This window comes from Streptomyces sp. NPDC003697 (assembly GCF_053587115.1).
Genome location: NZ_JBSFNN010000116.1, coordinates 1 through 15,914 on the forward strand (window position 1 = coordinate 1; position 15,914 = coordinate 15,914).

General features: G+C 70.6%; 15 protein-coding genes and 2 pseudogenes. 9 read left to right on the forward strand and 8 right to left on the reverse strand.

What is annotated here, in order from left to right; all coding sequences use genetic code 11:
• Positions 1-93 (reverse strand): annotated as a pseudogene (locus ACWDNY_RS29105) (transcriptional regulator); the annotation flags it as partial.
• 5 nt (positions 94-98) lie between these two features.
• Here ACWDNY_RS29105 and lepB point away from each other — a divergent pair.
• A complete protein-coding gene (gene lepB, locus ACWDNY_RS29110; protein WP_451648796.1) occupies positions 99-533 on the forward strand; it encodes a signal peptidase I in 435 nt (144 codons plus the stop codon).
• Between the two features lie 103 nt (positions 534-636).
• Here the strand turns inward: lepB and ACWDNY_RS29115 are convergent, their stop codons facing one another.
• The gene (locus tag ACWDNY_RS29115) at positions 637-1,008 is read right to left on the reverse strand and encodes a response regulator (RefSeq protein WP_451648797.1); all 372 of its coding nucleotides are present in this window, start codon (positions 1,006-1,008) and stop codon (positions 637-639) included.
• A 168-nt stretch (positions 1,009-1,176) separates the two neighbouring features.
• Between ACWDNY_RS29115 and ACWDNY_RS29120 the strand changes: the two genes are divergently transcribed.
• From ACWDNY_RS29120 to ACWDNY_RS29135, 4 genes are all read left to right on the forward strand, one after another.
• Entirely contained in the window at positions 1,177-1,842 is a 666-nt protein-coding gene (locus ACWDNY_RS29120; RefSeq protein ID WP_451648798.1) for a response regulator, read from the forward strand.
• Entirely contained in the window at positions 1,835-3,163 is a 1,329-nt protein-coding gene (locus tag ACWDNY_RS29125) for a sensor histidine kinase (protein WP_451648799.1), read from the forward strand. Before ACWDNY_RS29120 ends, ACWDNY_RS29125 begins: the two co-directional genes overlap by 8 nt.
• A 136-nt stretch (positions 3,164-3,299) precedes the next feature.
• Entirely contained in the window at positions 3,300-4,706 is a 1,407-nt protein-coding gene (locus tag ACWDNY_RS29130; RefSeq protein ID WP_451648800.1) for a copper resistance CopC/CopD family protein, read from the forward strand.
• Positions 4,707-4,888: 182 nt separating this feature from the next.
• Positions 4,889-5,530 (forward strand): DUF1775 domain-containing protein, encoded by a 642-nt coding sequence (locus ACWDNY_RS29135; RefSeq protein WP_451648801.1) that lies wholly within the window; start codon positions 4,889-4,891, stop codon positions 5,528-5,530.
• 180 nt (positions 5,531-5,710) lie between these two features.
• On the opposite strand, the gene ACWDNY_RS29140 is transcribed toward ACWDNY_RS29135, so the two are convergent.
• Both ACWDNY_RS29140 and ACWDNY_RS29145 read right to left on the reverse strand, forming a co-directional pair.
• Positions 5,711-7,513 (reverse strand): ATP-binding protein, encoded by a 1,803-nt coding sequence (locus ACWDNY_RS29140; protein ID WP_451648802.1) that lies wholly within the window; start codon positions 7,511-7,513, stop codon positions 5,711-5,713.
• A complete protein-coding gene (locus ACWDNY_RS29145; RefSeq protein WP_451648803.1) occupies positions 7,506-8,192 on the reverse strand; it encodes a response regulator transcription factor in 687 nt (228 codons plus the stop codon). The genes ACWDNY_RS29140 and ACWDNY_RS29145 overlap by 8 nt, the downstream gene beginning before the upstream one ends.
• A 146-nt stretch (positions 8,193-8,338) precedes the next feature.
• Between ACWDNY_RS29145 and ACWDNY_RS29150 the strand changes: the two genes are divergently transcribed.
• Positions 8,339-8,923 (forward strand): hypothetical protein, encoded by a 585-nt coding sequence (locus ACWDNY_RS29150; RefSeq protein WP_451648804.1) that lies wholly within the window; start codon positions 8,339-8,341, stop codon positions 8,921-8,923.
• 297 nt (positions 8,924-9,220) lie between these two features.
• On the opposite strand, the gene ACWDNY_RS29155 is transcribed toward ACWDNY_RS29150, so the two are convergent.
• Entirely contained in the window at positions 9,221-10,525 is a 1,305-nt protein-coding gene (locus ACWDNY_RS29155) for a transposase (protein ID WP_451648805.1), read from the reverse strand.
• Positions 10,526-10,576: 51 nt separating this feature from the next.
• On the opposite strand from ACWDNY_RS29155, the gene ACWDNY_RS29160 reads away from it, so the two are divergent.
• Positions 10,577-10,939: a hypothetical protein gene (locus ACWDNY_RS29160; RefSeq protein ID WP_451648806.1), complete on the forward strand. Its 363-nt coding sequence runs from the start codon at positions 10,577-10,579 to the stop codon at positions 10,937-10,939.
• 399 nt (positions 10,940-11,338) lie between these two features.
• Here ACWDNY_RS29160 and ACWDNY_RS29165 read toward each other — a convergent pair.
• Positions 11,339-12,278: pseudogene (locus tag ACWDNY_RS29165) on the reverse strand (tyrosine-type recombinase/integrase); the annotation flags it as partial.
• 68 nt (positions 12,279-12,346) lie between these two features.
• The gene (locus ACWDNY_RS29170) at positions 12,347-13,006 is read right to left on the reverse strand and encodes a hypothetical protein (RefSeq protein ID WP_451648807.1); all 660 of its coding nucleotides are present in this window, start codon (positions 13,004-13,006) and stop codon (positions 12,347-12,349) included.
• 606 nt (positions 13,007-13,612) lie between these two features.
• Between ACWDNY_RS29170 and ACWDNY_RS29175 the strand changes: the two genes are divergently transcribed.
• Both ACWDNY_RS29175 and ACWDNY_RS29180 read left to right on the forward strand, forming a co-directional pair.
• Positions 13,613-13,858, forward strand: coding sequence for a hypothetical protein (locus ACWDNY_RS29175; protein ID WP_451648808.1), 246 nt, complete (start codon positions 13,613-13,615; stop codon positions 13,856-13,858).
• A 3-nt stretch (positions 13,859-13,861) separates the two neighbouring features.
• Positions 13,862-14,341 (forward strand): hypothetical protein, encoded by a 480-nt coding sequence (locus ACWDNY_RS29180; RefSeq protein ID WP_451648809.1) that lies wholly within the window; start codon positions 13,862-13,864, stop codon positions 14,339-14,341.
• Between the two features lie 146 nt (positions 14,342-14,487).
• On the opposite strand, the gene ACWDNY_RS29185 is transcribed toward ACWDNY_RS29180, so the two are convergent.
• The gene (locus ACWDNY_RS29185; protein ID WP_451648810.1) at positions 14,488-15,651 is read right to left on the reverse strand and encodes a TIGR02391 family protein; all 1,164 of its coding nucleotides are present in this window, start codon (positions 15,649-15,651) and stop codon (positions 14,488-14,490) included.
• Positions 15,652-15,914 lie beyond the last annotated feature (263 nt).

Genomic DNA, 15,914 nt, shown 5'->3' on the forward strand with positions numbered 1-15,914 from the left:
CGTGGGAAGCAGGCCTCGGTAGTCCTCCCACCAGCCGCGTGTGCGATCGGTGGCCATGGCGATCAAGGCGTCGATGAACACGTCGTCCGTACAGGTTCGTGGCCGGCAGCCTCCTGGTGGAGCCGGTACGGGTGGAGTCGACCAGCATGGAACCGACACTCCAGGTCGGCGACCACCTGCTCGTCGACGAACGCGCCTACTGGCGCGCAGCGCCCCGGCGCGGAGACCTCGTGGTGTTCGACCAGAGCGGCTCGCGGCTGGTCAAGCGGGTCGCCGCGGTGGCCGGTGACACCGTAGGGATCGAGGACGGGGTCCTCACGGTCGACGGCCGTCCCGTCACGGAACCGTCGATCGACCGGCGGGCCCTCGACGGCCTGTACTACGGGCCCGCGCACGTGCCGGACGGCACCGTCTTCGTACTGGGCGACAACCGCCGGCACTCCGTCGACTCCCGGCAGTTCGGCCCGGTACCCGTCGGGCAGGTGCGGGGGCGGGTGCTGCTGCGCTGGTGGCCCCATCCGGGGGTGCCGTGAGCGCGGTCCCTGCCAGAGCCGGGCGCGATCCGTGACCCGTGTACCGCCAGAGACGAAACGCGGGGCCGCCGGCCGCACGCCGGGGGGCGGCCCGCCCGGCGGCTCAGGCCCCCGGCGCCACCGCCACGATCGCGTCGAGCACCGCGTCGATCCCGGCGCCCTTGTGCAGCACTGTGCAGGCCCCGGCGTCGAGGGCCGCCTGTTCCAGCCGTCCGCCGACCGCGGACGTCAGCACGACGACTCGGGTGCCGGGCCGCAGGACCAGCAGCCGCCGGGTCGCCTCGGCGCCGTCCAGCACCGGCATGGCGAGATCCATGAGCACCACGTCCGGCGCGAGCCGCACTGCCGCCGCGACGGCCTCCGCCCCGTCGCACGCCACGCCCACCACCTCGACGAGTGCGCTTCCGCCCAGGACGGTGGCCAGGGTGTCCCGCACGAGCTGGTGGTCGTCCACGACAAGCAGGCGAATCGGCATGGCTCAACGGTGCCTCGCCCCGGGCGCCGCGGCCATCCCCAAACCAGAGGGGCAGGGGTACTTGAAAAAACCACTATTCCTGCACAACTCATGGGCGTTTCCTCACATGCCGTGGTTCCATGGCTCCTGCGGACCGGCCGCGGGTGGCGGTCCGGCGGTGGGGGGAACATGGGGGAACACACGGGTCCGTCGGCGACGCGCGTGCTGATCGTCGACGATCATCGGACGTTCGCCGAGCTGCTGGCCTTCGCGCTCGGATCACAGCCGGACTTCGACTGCGCGGGATGCGCGGCGACCGGATCGGCGGCGGTCGAACTGACCGCAAGGGCACGCCCGGACATGGTCGTGATGGACATCTCGCTCGGCAGGGAGAGCGGACTGGACGTCACCCGGCGTATCCGCAAGACCGCGCCGAACGCGATCGTCGTCATCGTGTCGGCGCACCGCGACCCGGACTGGGTGGTACAGGCCGCCCAGGCCGGCGCGAGCGCGTTCGTACCCAAGTCCGGATCGCTGGAGGAGATGCTGACCGTCCTGCGCGCGGTGCGCCAGGGGTCGATGCTGGTGTCGGCGTCGATGTTCGGAGACGCCGGCCGGCCCCAGGCCACCGACGAGCCCGGCGCGGCCAGTCTCACCGCCCGGGAGTCCGAGGTGCTCGGCCTGATGGCCAAGGGCCTGGCGCCGGCCGCGATCGCCAGGCTGCTCGGGATCAGCGTCAACACCTGCCGCGGCTACGTGAAGGCGATCCACCTCAAGCTCGGCGTGCGCTCGCAGTTGGAGGCCGTCGTGAAGGCACAGCGGCTGGGCCTCGTCGAGACGAGCACCGATGGCTGACCGGACGGGCGACGGCTCCAGCGCGGAGACGGCGGGCCGCAGAACGGTCCGGCGGGCGCTGACCGCGATGGTGCTCATCGGCGTGGGCGCCTTCGCGCTCGTCGGGGCGGGCACCGTGGTGGCCGCGGACTCGATCGCGGAGAAGACCGCGCTCGCCGAGGCGGCCCGCTCCGCACAGCTCATGGGCAACGTGATCTTCAAACCGGCCATGCAGGCGCTGCTGCGCGGTGACGGCTCCGCTCGGACGCGTCTGGACGAGGCCGTCAAGGCCCGACAGAACGAGGGCGGTGTCGTCCGGGTGAAGGTGTGGAACCGTCAGGGAGACGTCCTGTACTCCAACGAGCACCGCGCCATCGGAATGTCCTTCCCGAACGACGACGTACGCCGGACCATCGACCAGCGGGCGAGCTGGGCCGATCTGTCAGACCTGTCCGACGAGGAGAACGTCACCGAACGCTACGGCGGCCGCCGCCTCGTGGAGGTCTACGTCCCGCTCGACCTGGACTCCGGTGAACGGCTGGCGCTCGAGGTGTACTCCACCGACGCCCGCGTCACCACCGCGCGGACCGAGCTGATGCACACCCTCGTGCCCTTCTCCATCGGGGCGCTGCTGCTTCTGCTGGCGGCGCAACTTCCGGTGTCCATCCATCTGTTGCACCGCGTCAGTAAGGCGGACGCGGAACGCAGCCGGCTGCTGAGCAAGGCCCTGACCGCCTCCGAACGGGAGCGGCGCACGATCGCCCGTGACCTGCACGACGGAGTCGTGCAGGACCTCGCCGGGGCCGGATACGCCCTGTCGGCCGTCCGCAGCGCACTGCCCCCCGGGGCAGACGCCACGGCCACCGGCATACTCGACAAGGTCGGTGAGGTCCTGCGCGGCGCCGTCGGTTCACTGCGCACGATGATGGTGGACATCTACCCGCCGGACCTGACCGAGGACGGTCTGCCGCAGGCGGTCGAACTGCTCGCCGAACGACTGCGCAGGCAGGACATCAGCGTCACCACGACCGTCGAGGTCCGGGCCGCGCTCGGGCCCGACCTCGCCGCTCTCGTCTACCGCTGCACACGGGAGTGCGTCACCAACGTCCTCAAGCACGCCGCGGCACGGCACGCCTGGATCGAGGTCACCAGCAGCGGGGAACGGCTGCTGGTACGAGTGGCGGACGACGGGAAGGGCCCGGGAGAAGCACTGGGCAAGACCGGTCACCTCGGCCTTCAGCTCATCCGGGACACGGCCACCGAACTGGGCGGTGGGCTGACGATCAGCGAACGCCCCGACGGCGGCACCGAGGTCCGCACCGTCCTGCCACTGCGCGCCTGACCGTTCCCAGAGACTGAGCATCCGTCTCGGCCCCTCGTTTTGAGGGGGTCGCACCCCCAAAGGCGAGGCTGCCGCAGGCGGCGGCGAGCACCCACTCTGGACGCGCTGCATCTCCAGGGCACCCGGGGGGAAACGGATGCGCCGCATCATCACCATGCTCTGTCTCGTTCTCTGCCTGGCGGCCGCGTCCGCCGGGCCCGCCTCCGCGCACACCGGCGTACGGTCGAGCGATCCCGCCGCCGGCGAGGTGCTGCCCGGCCTGCCTGCCCAGGCGGCGCTGACGTTCCGGCAGCCGGTGACCGCCGGGGAGAACGCGGTGCGTGTGTTCGACGACCACATGCGCCGCGTGGACCTCGGCGGTCACCCCGGTGACCGTCCCGACCCCGTCGTCCGGACCGCCCTGCCCGGCGGCCTGCACCCCGGCACGTACACCGTGGCCTGGCAGGTGACGTCGGTCGACGGACATCCCGTGGCGGGCACCTTCCGCTTCTCCATCCAGAGGACCAGCCGGGTCGCCGGCACCGTACCCCCGCTCGGCGGCTCCGGCAGCGCGTGGGCCGGCCGCCTCCTCGGCGTGTCACGCGCGGCCGGTTACGCCGGGCTCGCGCTCGGCCCCGGCGTGCTGCTGGTCGTCCTGTGGCTGTGGCCCGCCGGGCTGCGTGACCGCCGCAGCCAGAACCTGGTGTGGGCGGGGCTCGGCCTGCTCGCCGCCGGCACTCTCGCGGTCCTGGCCGTCCACGCCGTCTGGGCCGACGGCCGACCCCTGTCGGACGCCTGGTCCGGTTCCGGCAACCATCAGCACGCTGCGCTCGCCGACCACGCCTACGCCGTACGCTTCTACGCCCTTCTCGCCCTGGGCGCCGCGACCGTGCTCGCGAACCTGGTGCCTCAAGAGGCGACGTCCGGCACGTCGGCCGGGCGGCCCAGGGCGGCGGCCCTCGTGGCGACCATGGCGGCCATGGTCCTGTGGGGTACGTGGCCGGTGACCGGCCACTCCGTCGACGGGCGGTACGCACTCCTCGCCCTGGCCGCCGACTTCGCCCATGTCGCCGCGATGAGCGTGTGGCTGGGCGGACTCGCCCTGGCCGCGGCGGTACTGGCGAAGCCGCGGGCCGTCATCGCGCTGGCCTTGGTGCTGCCTCGGTTCTCCCGGCTCGCGTTCGCCTGCGTGAGCGTGCTCGTCGTAACAGGCACCTTCCAGGCGTGGCGTGAATTGGGCACCGTCGACGCCCTCTTCGACACCCGGTTCGGCCGGATGCTGCTGCTGAAGTCGACCGGCGTGGCCGTGGTCGTCGCGCTCGGCGGCGTCGCCCGGCGCTGGCTGCGCCGGCACACGACGACTGTCACGACACCGACTCCCGTGCCCGCCGCACCGGTTGGCGAGAGGGGGGCGACGGTGACACTCCTCGCGCCGGCCGCTCCCGTGCTGCCGGACACGGCGCACGTACGCGCCCTGCGGCGCGGCCTGGTGGCCGAACTGCTCGTCGGGTTCCTTGTCCTGGGCGTCACGGCGGCCCTGGTCGTCACCAATCCGCCCGCGTGAGGCAACGCTTCACCGCGCCGCACACCGGCCGTCCCGGCCCAGCGGGTGAGACCTCCGACGTCCTGCGTGACGACCCGCCGCCGGCCCCGTCCAGAACCGTCAGCGCCGGATGCAGTCCGGCCGTCGCCACGACCCCTGCCGTCCCTGACCGACGTGCACGGACACCGAGAGAGGAATCCCCGATGACGTTTCTCCGGCCGGCCCGGATGGCCGCGGCCCTGCTGACCGCCGGTCTGCTCATGGTGACGGCGGCCCCCGCCTGGGCGCATGTGCACGTGCACTCCGAGGACACGGTGAGACCGGGCGCGAGGGACGTGCGGATGACGTTCCGCGTGCCCAACGAAAAGGACGACGCGCGCACCGTCGGCGTGTGGATCGTGGCACCGAAGGGTGTGCGAGGGATGCGCGCGGAGCAGGTGAGGGGGTGGACCGCGCAGCAGGAGGCGCCCGGCGGCGGGAGCGGCACCGTCGGCTGGTCCGGCGGCGCGATCAGCGGCGAGGACGGGGCCGTGTTCGTGGTGCACATCGACCGCGTCCCCACCGGCGTGGACGCGCTGGCCTTCGTCGCGAAACAGCAGTACGACGACGGCGAGGTGGTCTTCTGGGACCAGCCGGCCGAGGAGGGCAAGCCCGAACCGGATCACCCCGCACCGGTGTTGAGTCTGAGCGGAGCGTCCCACACGGAGTCGGCGCCCCATGCCGGGGAGAATGCGTCATTCGCGCGGACGGCGGCGATCGTCTTCAGTGTGGTGGTCCTCCTGGCGGCCGCGGCGCTGCCGACGCTGCGCCGCATGGCGCGACGCCGGAGTGCCGTGTCCCGCTGAGCCGTTCACCGTGCCGGGCCGCAAACACACATGCCCGCGCGGCGGCCCGCGTACGAGCAGGGCGGTCACCCGGCTGCGCGAGGACGTCGTCACGCGTTGACGCCGTCTGCCGCGGCGTGGTGACGACCTCACTCGTGCACTACGGCGCGGAAGACCCCGCGGGAACGTGAACCGTGCCCGTCACGTCGCGCGCGGAAGTCGGGCACGGAAGACCGCTCCCTCGCCGGGGTCGCCTTCCACGGTGAGCGAGCCGCCGTGGCGCAGCACCACGTCCCGGGCGATGGCCAGGCCGAGACCGGCACCGCCCGCATCGCGGCTTCGGCCCTCGTCCAGGCGGACGAACCGCTCGAAGACCCGCTCCCTGTCCTCCGGAGCGACCCCGGGACCGTCGTCGGCGACGGTGAGGACGACCTCGTCGCTCTCGGCGGCCACCGTCACCTCCACGGCGCCCGACGCGTGCCGTTGGGCGTTGTCCAGGAGGTTGGCGAGGACCCGGACAAGTTGCGTCCTGCTGCCGGTCACCGCGAGCGACTCGCCCTCCAGCGTCACGGCGGGGGCGAACCGGTCCGTCGCCGCCCGCGCGGCCACCTCCTCCCAGACCAGATCCGCGAGGTCGAGGCGCGCTCCGGCCGGGCTCTCCCCGGCGTCCAACCGGGCCAGAAGCAGCAGATCGGTGGCCAGGTGCTGCAGGCGCACGACGTCCTGAACGAGGTCGTGCGTGTCCAGCAGTTCCGGGTGGGCGTCGGCGACCTCCAGTTGGGTGCGCAAGTTCGCGATGGGGCTGCGCAGCTCGTGGGAGGCGTCGGCGATGAAACGGTGCTGCCGCTCGACCGACCTCTCCAGGGCGGCCAGCGTCTGATTGGTGGTGCGGGCCAGCCGGGCGATCTCGTCCCCCGACCGCGGCTCCGGCACCCTGCGGGACAGGTGGCCGCTCCCGGTGATCTCCGCCATCTCGGCCCGGATGCCCTCCACCGGCTTCAACGCGTGCCGGGTGACCAGCCAGGTCACGGCCGCCACCACCAAGAGCAGGAACGGCAGGCCGCTCAGCAGCGATTTCGTGACCTGGTCCAGGGTGGCCTGCTCCTCCTCCAGGGAGACCCCCGCGTAGACGGTGTAGGTGCGGCCGTCGTAGGTGGTGCCCTGCACGGCGGCGAAGCTGTAGTCGTGAGTTCCGCCGGCCACGGTGGCCCGTATCGTGCGCCGCTGCACGTCGGTCCCGACCCTGCCGCGCGGCGGGCTGCTGGTTGCTCCGCTCTTCCCCCTGTCCTCGCTGCTGCCACCGCTTCCGGAGTCGTCGCCGCCCCTGCCGCCGTGGTCGTCACCGGACGGTTCCTTGCTCTTCCGGTCCGACGTGGCGGGGCCGTCGTCGTTCCTGCGGCTGCCGCCGGAGTCGTCTCCGCCCTGGCCTCGGCGCCCGTGGTCGTCCACGGGGACCACGGGGCGGGTGGTCCAGGTACCGACGGGGACGTACACGGCGGCGAGCACACCACCCGCAACGCCCGCACCACTGTTCGCGTGTGCAGCCGTGCCGGTCGCGTCTGCCGTCCCGGACGCCGACGGGAGAGGCGGCACGAAAACCGCTCCGGCGCCTGACGGGGACGGCGCTGTGGACACCGGCGCCGTGGGAGGCGAGGGCTCGGTGGACGGAGGCGTGGCGGAGCTGTCCGCGGCCGGGGCGTAGTCGGCGACGGGGGCGCGCCCCGCGATGGCGGCACCGGCGCCCAGCACGTGCCCGGCCGAGTCGACGACCTGGACCACGCGCCCGTCCTCGGGCAGGTCGAGCCGGTCGAACCGGCCGTTCAGCGCGTCCTGGGAACCGGCCACCGTACGGGCGGTGACCTCGGCCTCCAGGCCGGCCCGTCCGGCGAGGTTGTGCCGCAGCACCGCGACCACGCCGAAGCCCGCTACGACCAGCGCGAGACAGACCACCATGGTGGCCGCGAGCGCCGCGCGCGCCCGGACCGACGCCAGCGGCCTAGACATCGCGTCCCCCTTCGGCCTCCAGGCGGTATCCCGCGCCGCGCACCGTCTTGATGGAGTGGCGTTCGAAGGGCACGTCGATCTTGCGACGGAGCGCGCTCACGTAGACCTCGACGATGTTCGGGTCACCGTCGTAGGCGAAGTCCCAGACGTGCGCGAGGATGTCGGCCTTCGAGACCACCTCACCGGCGTGCCGCGCGAGGTGCTCCAGCACCGCGAACTCCTTGGTGGTCACGGTGACTTCCTTCCCGTCACGCATGACGCGCCGGGCTCCGGGGTCCAGGCTCAGGCTGCCGACGCGCAGGACCGGGGAGCCGGTGGGGGCACGGCGGCGCAGCAGGGCGCGGATGCGGGCCTGGAGGACGACGTAGGAGAACGGTTTCGTCAGGTAGTCGTCCGCGCCGGTGTCCAGGCCCTCCGCCTCGTCGTACTCGCCGTCCTTGGCGGTCAGCATCAGGATGGGTGTGGCGTCGCCGTCGTCCCGCAGCGAGGCGCAGACCCGGTAGCCGTTGAGGCCGGGGAGCATGATGTCGAGGACGATCAGGTCGTACTCCTGCTCACGGGCCAAGTGCAGCCCCTCGACGCCGTCATGGGCCACGTCCACGGCGAAGCCCTCGGCGGCCAGTCCGCGCGCAAGGGCGGTGGCGAGGCGTCGCTCGTCCTCGACTATCAGCAGGCGCATGCCCACAGCGTCTCAGAACCTTCCTGAAGGCGGCTTCAGGTTGCTTCAGCCAGGCTTCAGGATGCGTGGCGCACGGTGGTTCTCGTCCGGTGAACGCGCCGGACGGACTCCGCGCACCGGCCGCGGAGCGAAGGAAGGGACACGTCATGAGCATCACCTGGCTCACCGGCCGCCGTCGTACCGTCACAGCCGTGCTCGTCGCGGCGGCTGTGATCAGTGGAGGCGCCGTCACCGCCACGGCCGTCACCTCACCGCCGGGTCACCAGGCCCCCCGCCCGTCCGCCCCGTCGGCACACCACCACCGGCACGGCTCGGACGACCGCGGCGCGGACGACCACGGCCGTCACTCCGGCGCCGACGACGGTGCCCGCACCGGCCGGGACGACTCCCGCACCGCACCGGCGGCCCAGGGCCTGTCGGGCGCCGCAACGAAGGACCAGCCGCACGCCGACGACCACCCGACCGCCCATCACGGCCGCTCCGGTGCACACGGTGCCGAGGCCCGGCACCACGCCGACGACGACCACGGCGGTCTGCGGGGGCACGGTGCGGACGACCCGGCGGGCGACGACCGCGGCGGCGTGAGGGGCCGCAGTGCGGACGACCCGGCCGGTGACGGCCGCAGTGCGGACGACCCGGCTGGCGACGGCCGGCACCACGGGCGCGGCTCGGATGACGGCCGGGACGACCACCACGGCGGCGGCTCGCAGGGCGACCCCGACGACCGCTGACGGCGAGCCGAGCCTGGTACGGGCCGAGGTCTCCAGCGCCGATGGGCTTCCCCTTCGGGCGTCCCGCTGCTCGCGTCTCCTCCGGAGCGTTGCGGTTTCGGCGGTGCGCGGCCGGCGCTGGCAGGTCTCTCCTTAGCCATCGACGAAGCCCGATCGTTGGTTAGGTCCCGGGTCGTGCCCGGGCCACCCCCAACAGAGCCGGGGATGCAGCTGCTCTACAGAGTTGGACACCTCGGAAGCCGACCGCGCATCTGAAACCCTAACTTGACTCTGTCGGGGATCTTGGTGTCGGCGGAGTCAACTGCCCGGGGTTCGCCAGGACTTCAGGCGAAAGATCTCGCGCTGGTCGAGGTAGTTCTGGAAGGCAGTCGGCTGGCGGGGTGTGGGGGCTTCCTCAGCCGGTGACAGTCCGCCGAGGCGCTCGATGTTGACGGCGATGGCCGTCAACACGTGCTGGACGTGGACCTTTCCCTGTCCTCGGTAGCGGCAGCGCAGCATACCGTGCCCGTGGGCGAACTCGTTGAACGTGCTCTCCACTCCGGAGCGGACCGCGTAACGCGTCTTCCACTCGGGCGTCTGCTGCTCGGCGCGGACGTGGAGTTGCAGGTCACGGAGCTCTCGTGGAGGAAAGCCCACGGTGCGGGCGTTGTCGGCGGTGCTGGTGCACTGGGTGCGGGCCGGGCAGGGGCGGCACTGGCTTTTGGTGAACCGTGCGACGATCAGCGGGGCGGCGGTGGGCGAGGAGGTCGGGTAGGGGCCGTGCCAGCCCGCGCTGACCTGTCCCTGGGGGCAGGTGACCTGCTGCTTGTCGTAGTCGATATGGAAGTCGTCCCGGGCGAAGCCCTCGCCTCGGCGGTGCCGGCGGGTGGGGTTGCTCTTCAGCGGACCGGAGACGGTGACCTGGTGTTCACGGGCGGCCTGTTCCAGGTGGGGCAGAGAGGTGTAGCCGGCGTCGACCAGGTGCTCGGCGGGCAGCAGGCCGCGTCGGGCGAGGCGGGTGTGGATGCCGGGCAGGACCTGGCTGTCGTGGGTGGTGGCCGCGGTGGTGGCGACATCCGTGATCACGTTGGGGCCGTCGGCAGCACAGGTCTCGGTCAGATGAGCGGCGAACCCCTTCCAGCTGATGATGTGTCCGTGCCTCGCGTAGCGAGCCGAGGTGCCGCAGGGCGAGGCGATCGCCCTCGACGACGACGGCAGACCCGCCCCGCTTTCCGTCTCGGCGGTGCGCCAGCCCAGGTGTCCCGCGGCATCACGGTGATAGTTCTGCACCATGATCTGCCGCAGAGCCTGGATGCGAGGACCGGACATGCGGCCCGCTCCGTAGCGGTAGAGGTGTTCCAGAAGCCGGACGGCGTCGTTTCCGGTGGCAAGAATCCTGGTCATGGGCTTGGTGGGGTTCTTCCCCAGGCGGACCGGCCGGCCGTAGCGCAGCCCCCAGCCCTCGTCGATCAGCTCGTCCAGCAGATGAGGGGAGATACCTGCGACCTCTTCGAGTGCGGCGCGAACCGCCTCGGTGACCAGCTCCCGCTGCGGGCCGGCCACCGCCTCCATATCGTCTACCGCACGTTCGAGGAGGACGAGGGCGTCGACTATCTCCTGCACCACCCCGACTGGGATCGGGTCGAGCTCCTCGCCACGGAGGAAGGCCACTTCTTGGGCCCCGGCCTGTCCTGGCCGGAGTTGGTCGCGGCGGCGGGCAATGCCTTGCCCGGCGGCACTACCACAGACCCCCACGCCCGCTTGCTGCTCCTGCTGCCTGCCCTCGGCGACGACGCCCCACCGGACGATGCGAAGGATCGCCTGGCGGCTGCTTTGCGAGCCCGCGTTGGAGCCGACGCGGCCGACACGCTGGCCGCCGCCCTCCTCGAAGCCCAGGGCCTGTGGGGTCCGGTGCACTGGAGGACCACCGAACGCGGTGCCCGCATCAACGACGGCGAGTACTCGGTTCGCAACCCCGCAAACCTCGCTCTATCGCTCGGCCGCCTGGCCAGCGTTTCTGCCGCACTGGCTCCTTAATCGGTTAGCAGCAACGTCTGCGATGATCTTGATGCCCCCTTTCATCCTGATGAAGGGAAGTGCGGAAGGTCTCGTCAGCGGAGTCACATGACTGCCCACCAGGGCGAGAGCTCCACGACCGCTCACGCCTACTTGGGGATGCCGGTGCTTTGCGCCTCCTGACGGCAGAAGATGACGGCAACAGAGGCGTACGCGCTGGAACCTTGGCGGTAGCAGGGGAACTGCCTGGAGCCCTCGGAGTAGCAACGAGGCAGCACGCACGTAGCTACGAATGAACTCCTAAAGCGGGTGTCGCAGGTTCGAATCCTGCCGGGGGCACAGCCAGAAGGGCCAGCTCAGGAGGGTTTCCCTCCCAGGCTGGCCCTTAGTCGTGTCCGGGGTCGTGCCACACGCGTGCCACTACGGGCCCGCAGGGTCCTTCTCGGCGGGCTCGGAGGGCTCTGAGGCCGCTCCCCCACCGCCCCCGGATCATGGCGCCGAGCCGGTCGGCGATGTCCCGGTCACGGTCGCTGGTCATGTGCTGGTAGATCAGCGCGGCCCGGGAGCTGCTGTGCCCCATCCGCGTCATCAGCTCCCGCGTGCTGGCCCCGGCCGTCGAGGCCAGCGTGTTGCCCGTGTGCCGCAGATCGTGGAAGTGCAGCTCGGCCGTGACGCCCGCGGCCTTCCGGGCCTTGACCCAGTCGTCCCGGAAGTTGCTCCGCCGCAGTTGCCCGCCCTGCGGCCCGACGAAGACGTGACCGTCACGGCCGGGAGCGGCGAAGTGCTCCAGGTGGTGCGTGACCGCGTCGAGGAGTTCGGCCGGGAAGGCAACGGTGCGCACCCCGGCTGCGGACTTGGGCGCCTTGTCGAAGAGCCGGCCGTCCTGCACCTCGGCCTGAGCGCGGCGCACGATGACCGTCAGCCCCTCCAGGTCGACGTCCCGGCGCCGCAGGGCCGCCAGCTCCCCGAAGCGCAGGGTGGTGAAGGCCGCCAGGAGCACGAGCAGCCGGTAGCGCGGCGCGATGGAGTCGGCGACGGCGAAAACCTCCGCCACCGTGAGGACCGGCCGCTCGGGCACGTCGTAACGGTCCGCACCCTTGATACGGCACGGATTGCGCCGGATCAGCTCGTCGTCCACGGCCGTGTTCATCAGAGCCCGCAGCAACTGGTACGCCTTGACGACCGATGGCTCGCCGACGCCGGCCGTCAGGAGCTTGCCACGCCAGCTCCGCACACGGGCAGTCGTCACGTCGGCCACCGTCCCGGCCCCGAAGGTGGGCAGGATATGCAGCCGCATCACCGACTCGTTCCGCTCACGGGTGCGGTCGGCCAACTTGCGGTCCCGAAGCCACGCCACCGACGGCAGTGACGGCAGCTGCAGGCCCTGGAAGACGGGCGTACACGGTAGACGCAAGCACCCCAAGGCGCTCAGACGGTGTTTCGGGGAAAGAACGTGACTGGCGTGTCAGCCGTGTACTGGAACTCGCCGCCGGGCAGGCAATTCACGTCGGGATCCGTGCCGAGCCCATCGCAGTGTTGTGCGCTCAGCCGCATGAAGACCGTGGTCGTGTGGGCTCCGGCGCTGAGCGGGTGCAGCGGGGGCGTCGCGAAGCTAGCGATGCGGACGTTGGCTTCGGAGTCCAGATCCACGCGGCGCAGCACCTGGTTTCGGTTGAAGGTGTAGCTGCGCTCCTGCGCGGTGCCGATGTCGTTGACAACCCGGACGCCGCGGAACTTCGACAAGAAGTCGTCCATGGGAGCGCGACGCGCGGGTTTGTAGCCAGGTGGGTACACGGCGCCCTTCGCGCTCGCCGCCGTAACCCATGCCGGGAAAGTACGGACCCACTTCTCGCCCACGAACGCCTCGCGGCACGGGGGCGGGCCGATGAGTCGCTGGGGGACGCCGAGGAACTCGTTGAGGTTGACGCCCTCAAATACGCATGCGTGCTCGACAGGCGGCTGGGCGGTCCGCGCCGAAAGTGCCTCCTGTGCCTGCACGGTGCCGCCACCTGTCAGGGCCGCCGCCAGGGCCAAGACGGCGGACACCACGGCGGTGCGCATACGGGCTCGGGTCCAGGACTTAGTCATCGCGCTGTGGCACCTTTCGGGAGCGTCATCGGACTTCTGGAGAGGAGGATGACTTGCGCGCCGAAGGACCTCCGAACCTGACACACCGGACTTCTGCCAGATGGTCCAACGTGCTCCACTCGCGCGAGCACCGAATCTGGGCCACCCGGCGCTGAACGGGAGCCAACCAGATCAGGCAAGCCGCCGACGGGCACAGGCCTCGGAAGACCGCAAAGAGGGCGCGTGTGTCCCTTGCGTGTGCCCGATCAAGCAGTGAACGATGGGGAACATCGGGGAACGACGGCGAGCGTCCCAGGGACATACAGGTCAACGCCTTGCAGGTCAGGTAGCACGCGCATACACGATCTTCCAAACTGGGCCGGGCGCTGCAGGGCACGGCCCCCGAGTCGTGTCACTCGCGTGCCAGAACGGACGGGGACTCACGGGGAACCGATGTTCACATGGGTGGCTTCGGCTGGACTCCGCCGAGACTGGGAATCCGCAGGTGAAGCCTGTGATCGCCCAACCTCACTCCTAAAGCGGGGCTGCTCCGGTCCGGCCCGACGTCAGCGGGACGCCCCCGGGCCTGGCAGATGGGAAAGCGATGACGGCGAGTACGCTCCGCGCATGGCTCTCCCGGTGCACATCCCCGAATATCTGGAGGACTGCGAGCTGGTAGCAGGCGAGGATCTCGCGCGCGAGCCCGCCTTTTGGCTCGCGCATCTCATGTTGACCGTGGGAGATCCAAGCGAGGATCCAGAGCGCTACGGGGTGGACGCGTCGCTCTACGAGGAGATGGTGGAGCGCCTCAGCAACCCTGAGGCGCCCTGGCCTGTGCTGCGGGTCCCCTTCGAGGGAGGCCATACCGCTTAGGCCGTGTACGCCAACTTCGACGACGCGAACAACGTCGACTTCTTCGTACGCCACCCCCAGTGGGGCCGACTCGGTTACCTCGGCCAATGCGGCGCTGACGAGGCCGGCCCCGGACTGTCCTGGACGGAGCTCGCCACACTCGCTGAGGCCGCACAGGACAGCAGCGTGGGTTTGACCGACAGCTCACAGCGCCTTCTGCTCCTGCTTCCGATGGTCGGCGACGCCGAGATGCCTCGCGAAGCGCGCCACATGGTGGGGCAAGCCCTGATCCGTTGCGGCATACGTTCCGACTCAGCCGACGAGTTGGCCACCGTACTGGTCGGCGAGCAGGAAGCCGACAGCGAACCGCGCTGGGCCGTCATGACAGACAGCCCGATCGCAGTGTGTTCGTCGCCGTGCAGCCCCCGCCACATACCGCTCGCCCTCGGCATCTCCCCCAGCCAAGCCCAAGCCCTCGCGGGCGCCCTCAACGGACGTGGGTGACATCCAGCGCTGACATCAACGTCGAGGAACACCAGCGGTCCAGGGCAGTCAGACATGACCGCGCCCTACTGTGGTGAGGCGCCTCCAGAGGGCCCGTGCTCGAACTCCTAAATCGGTGGTCGCGCTTCTAACGAGTTGGTGTGTGATCACTGCGCCGACTCGGCCTCCACCTCGGCGGCCTTCTGGCGTTCCGCCTCCTCGGTGTCGAGGCGCCGCATGAGGAAGCTGGCGAACGCCAACATTTCGTCGGCCTCGTCGCGGTCGTCCGCCTCGTCCGGACCATGAGCCCGAGGGTTGCGCAGTGCGCCCACAGCGCCCATGAACAAGAAGTGCATGCCCTTCCGCTCGCTGTCCAGCGAGCCTGGGCTTGTAGACCGGGTCACCTTGATCCTCGGTGGATTGCCCGCCAGCGCATCGCTCATCAGCGGCATGCCGACCACATGGCTGCCGAGCAGCGTCTGCATGCGGTACTCCACTGCCCTGTATGCACTCATCACCGCGTCGTTGTAGGAGCCTCGGGCGTACCGCTCGGCAGCGACCTCCGCAATCAGGGGGTGCAGGACGCACTCGACCGTCAGCGGCTTCGGTGACTCCTCGGCAGGGGCCGGGACGGCTGGCATTCCTGGCGACCAAGCCGCCAGGTTGTGCGACGCGGGCTGAATCGAGAAGGGCCGATTGTCGGCGTCGGTCCGCTCGGGCCCCAACACCTGCTCGCGAATGCGCCAGTAGTCCTCCAGCCGCTGCACGTCAGCGAACGGCCGGATGCCCCGGTCGAAGCTGAGCGACCAGTCCAGCGTCTCCCGGTTGATGCTTCCACCGCGGAAGCAGGTTTCACGCTGCCCGAGCGCGGCGGCGTCGAAAGTGGCTTGCGTGTGAATTTTCGCGAGTTTCGTGCTCGCTGGGAGGCCGTGTGCCATGTCTCCGGGCTGCATCCATGGCAGCTCACCGCGGTCCGCGGGCAGCCAAGCGAGCTCCAATCCGGCCGCTTTCCGCACCATGGCGATGAATTTGTCGATGGCCCATCCGGTGCCGGTGCAGTTCGCAGCGCCAGCGACGGTCAGGGTCAGATCTTGAGAGCTCTGCGCCAACTGTGACAGGTCCGGGGCAAGTCCGAGCAGCAGCGCGGGACACAGCTGCTGTACGACCTCCTCGAACTTCAGGTCCTGCGCGTACAGCGTGCGATCGATGTCGTCGAAAGCCGGCCAGCGACGGTGCTCGCTGAAGTACGCCCAGATCGCGTCGAGGAGGATGTGGCCCTCATCTCCCGTCGGGCGCGGCATACCCTCTGGCGCGATGGTCCGAACGATCATGTGCTGCCCCCCGGCGTCCTAGTTTGAGCGATTCCCGCACGTTACTACCGTGCCTTGCCTCGTCGGTTGGAGTTTTGGCGCAGCTGATCACAGGCATCGTGCACTGCGGGCCGTGCTGCTACGGGGTGGCGGCGTCGGCGCACCCATGCATTCCCTCGCGTACAGCAGTGTCGGCGACGGCTGAAAAGTGGACCAGTGGCGACGCTTGAAAGTTGACCCCCTCCAGGGGTCTGGCTCGTTGAGTCAGGCCGGGAGGAGTGGTG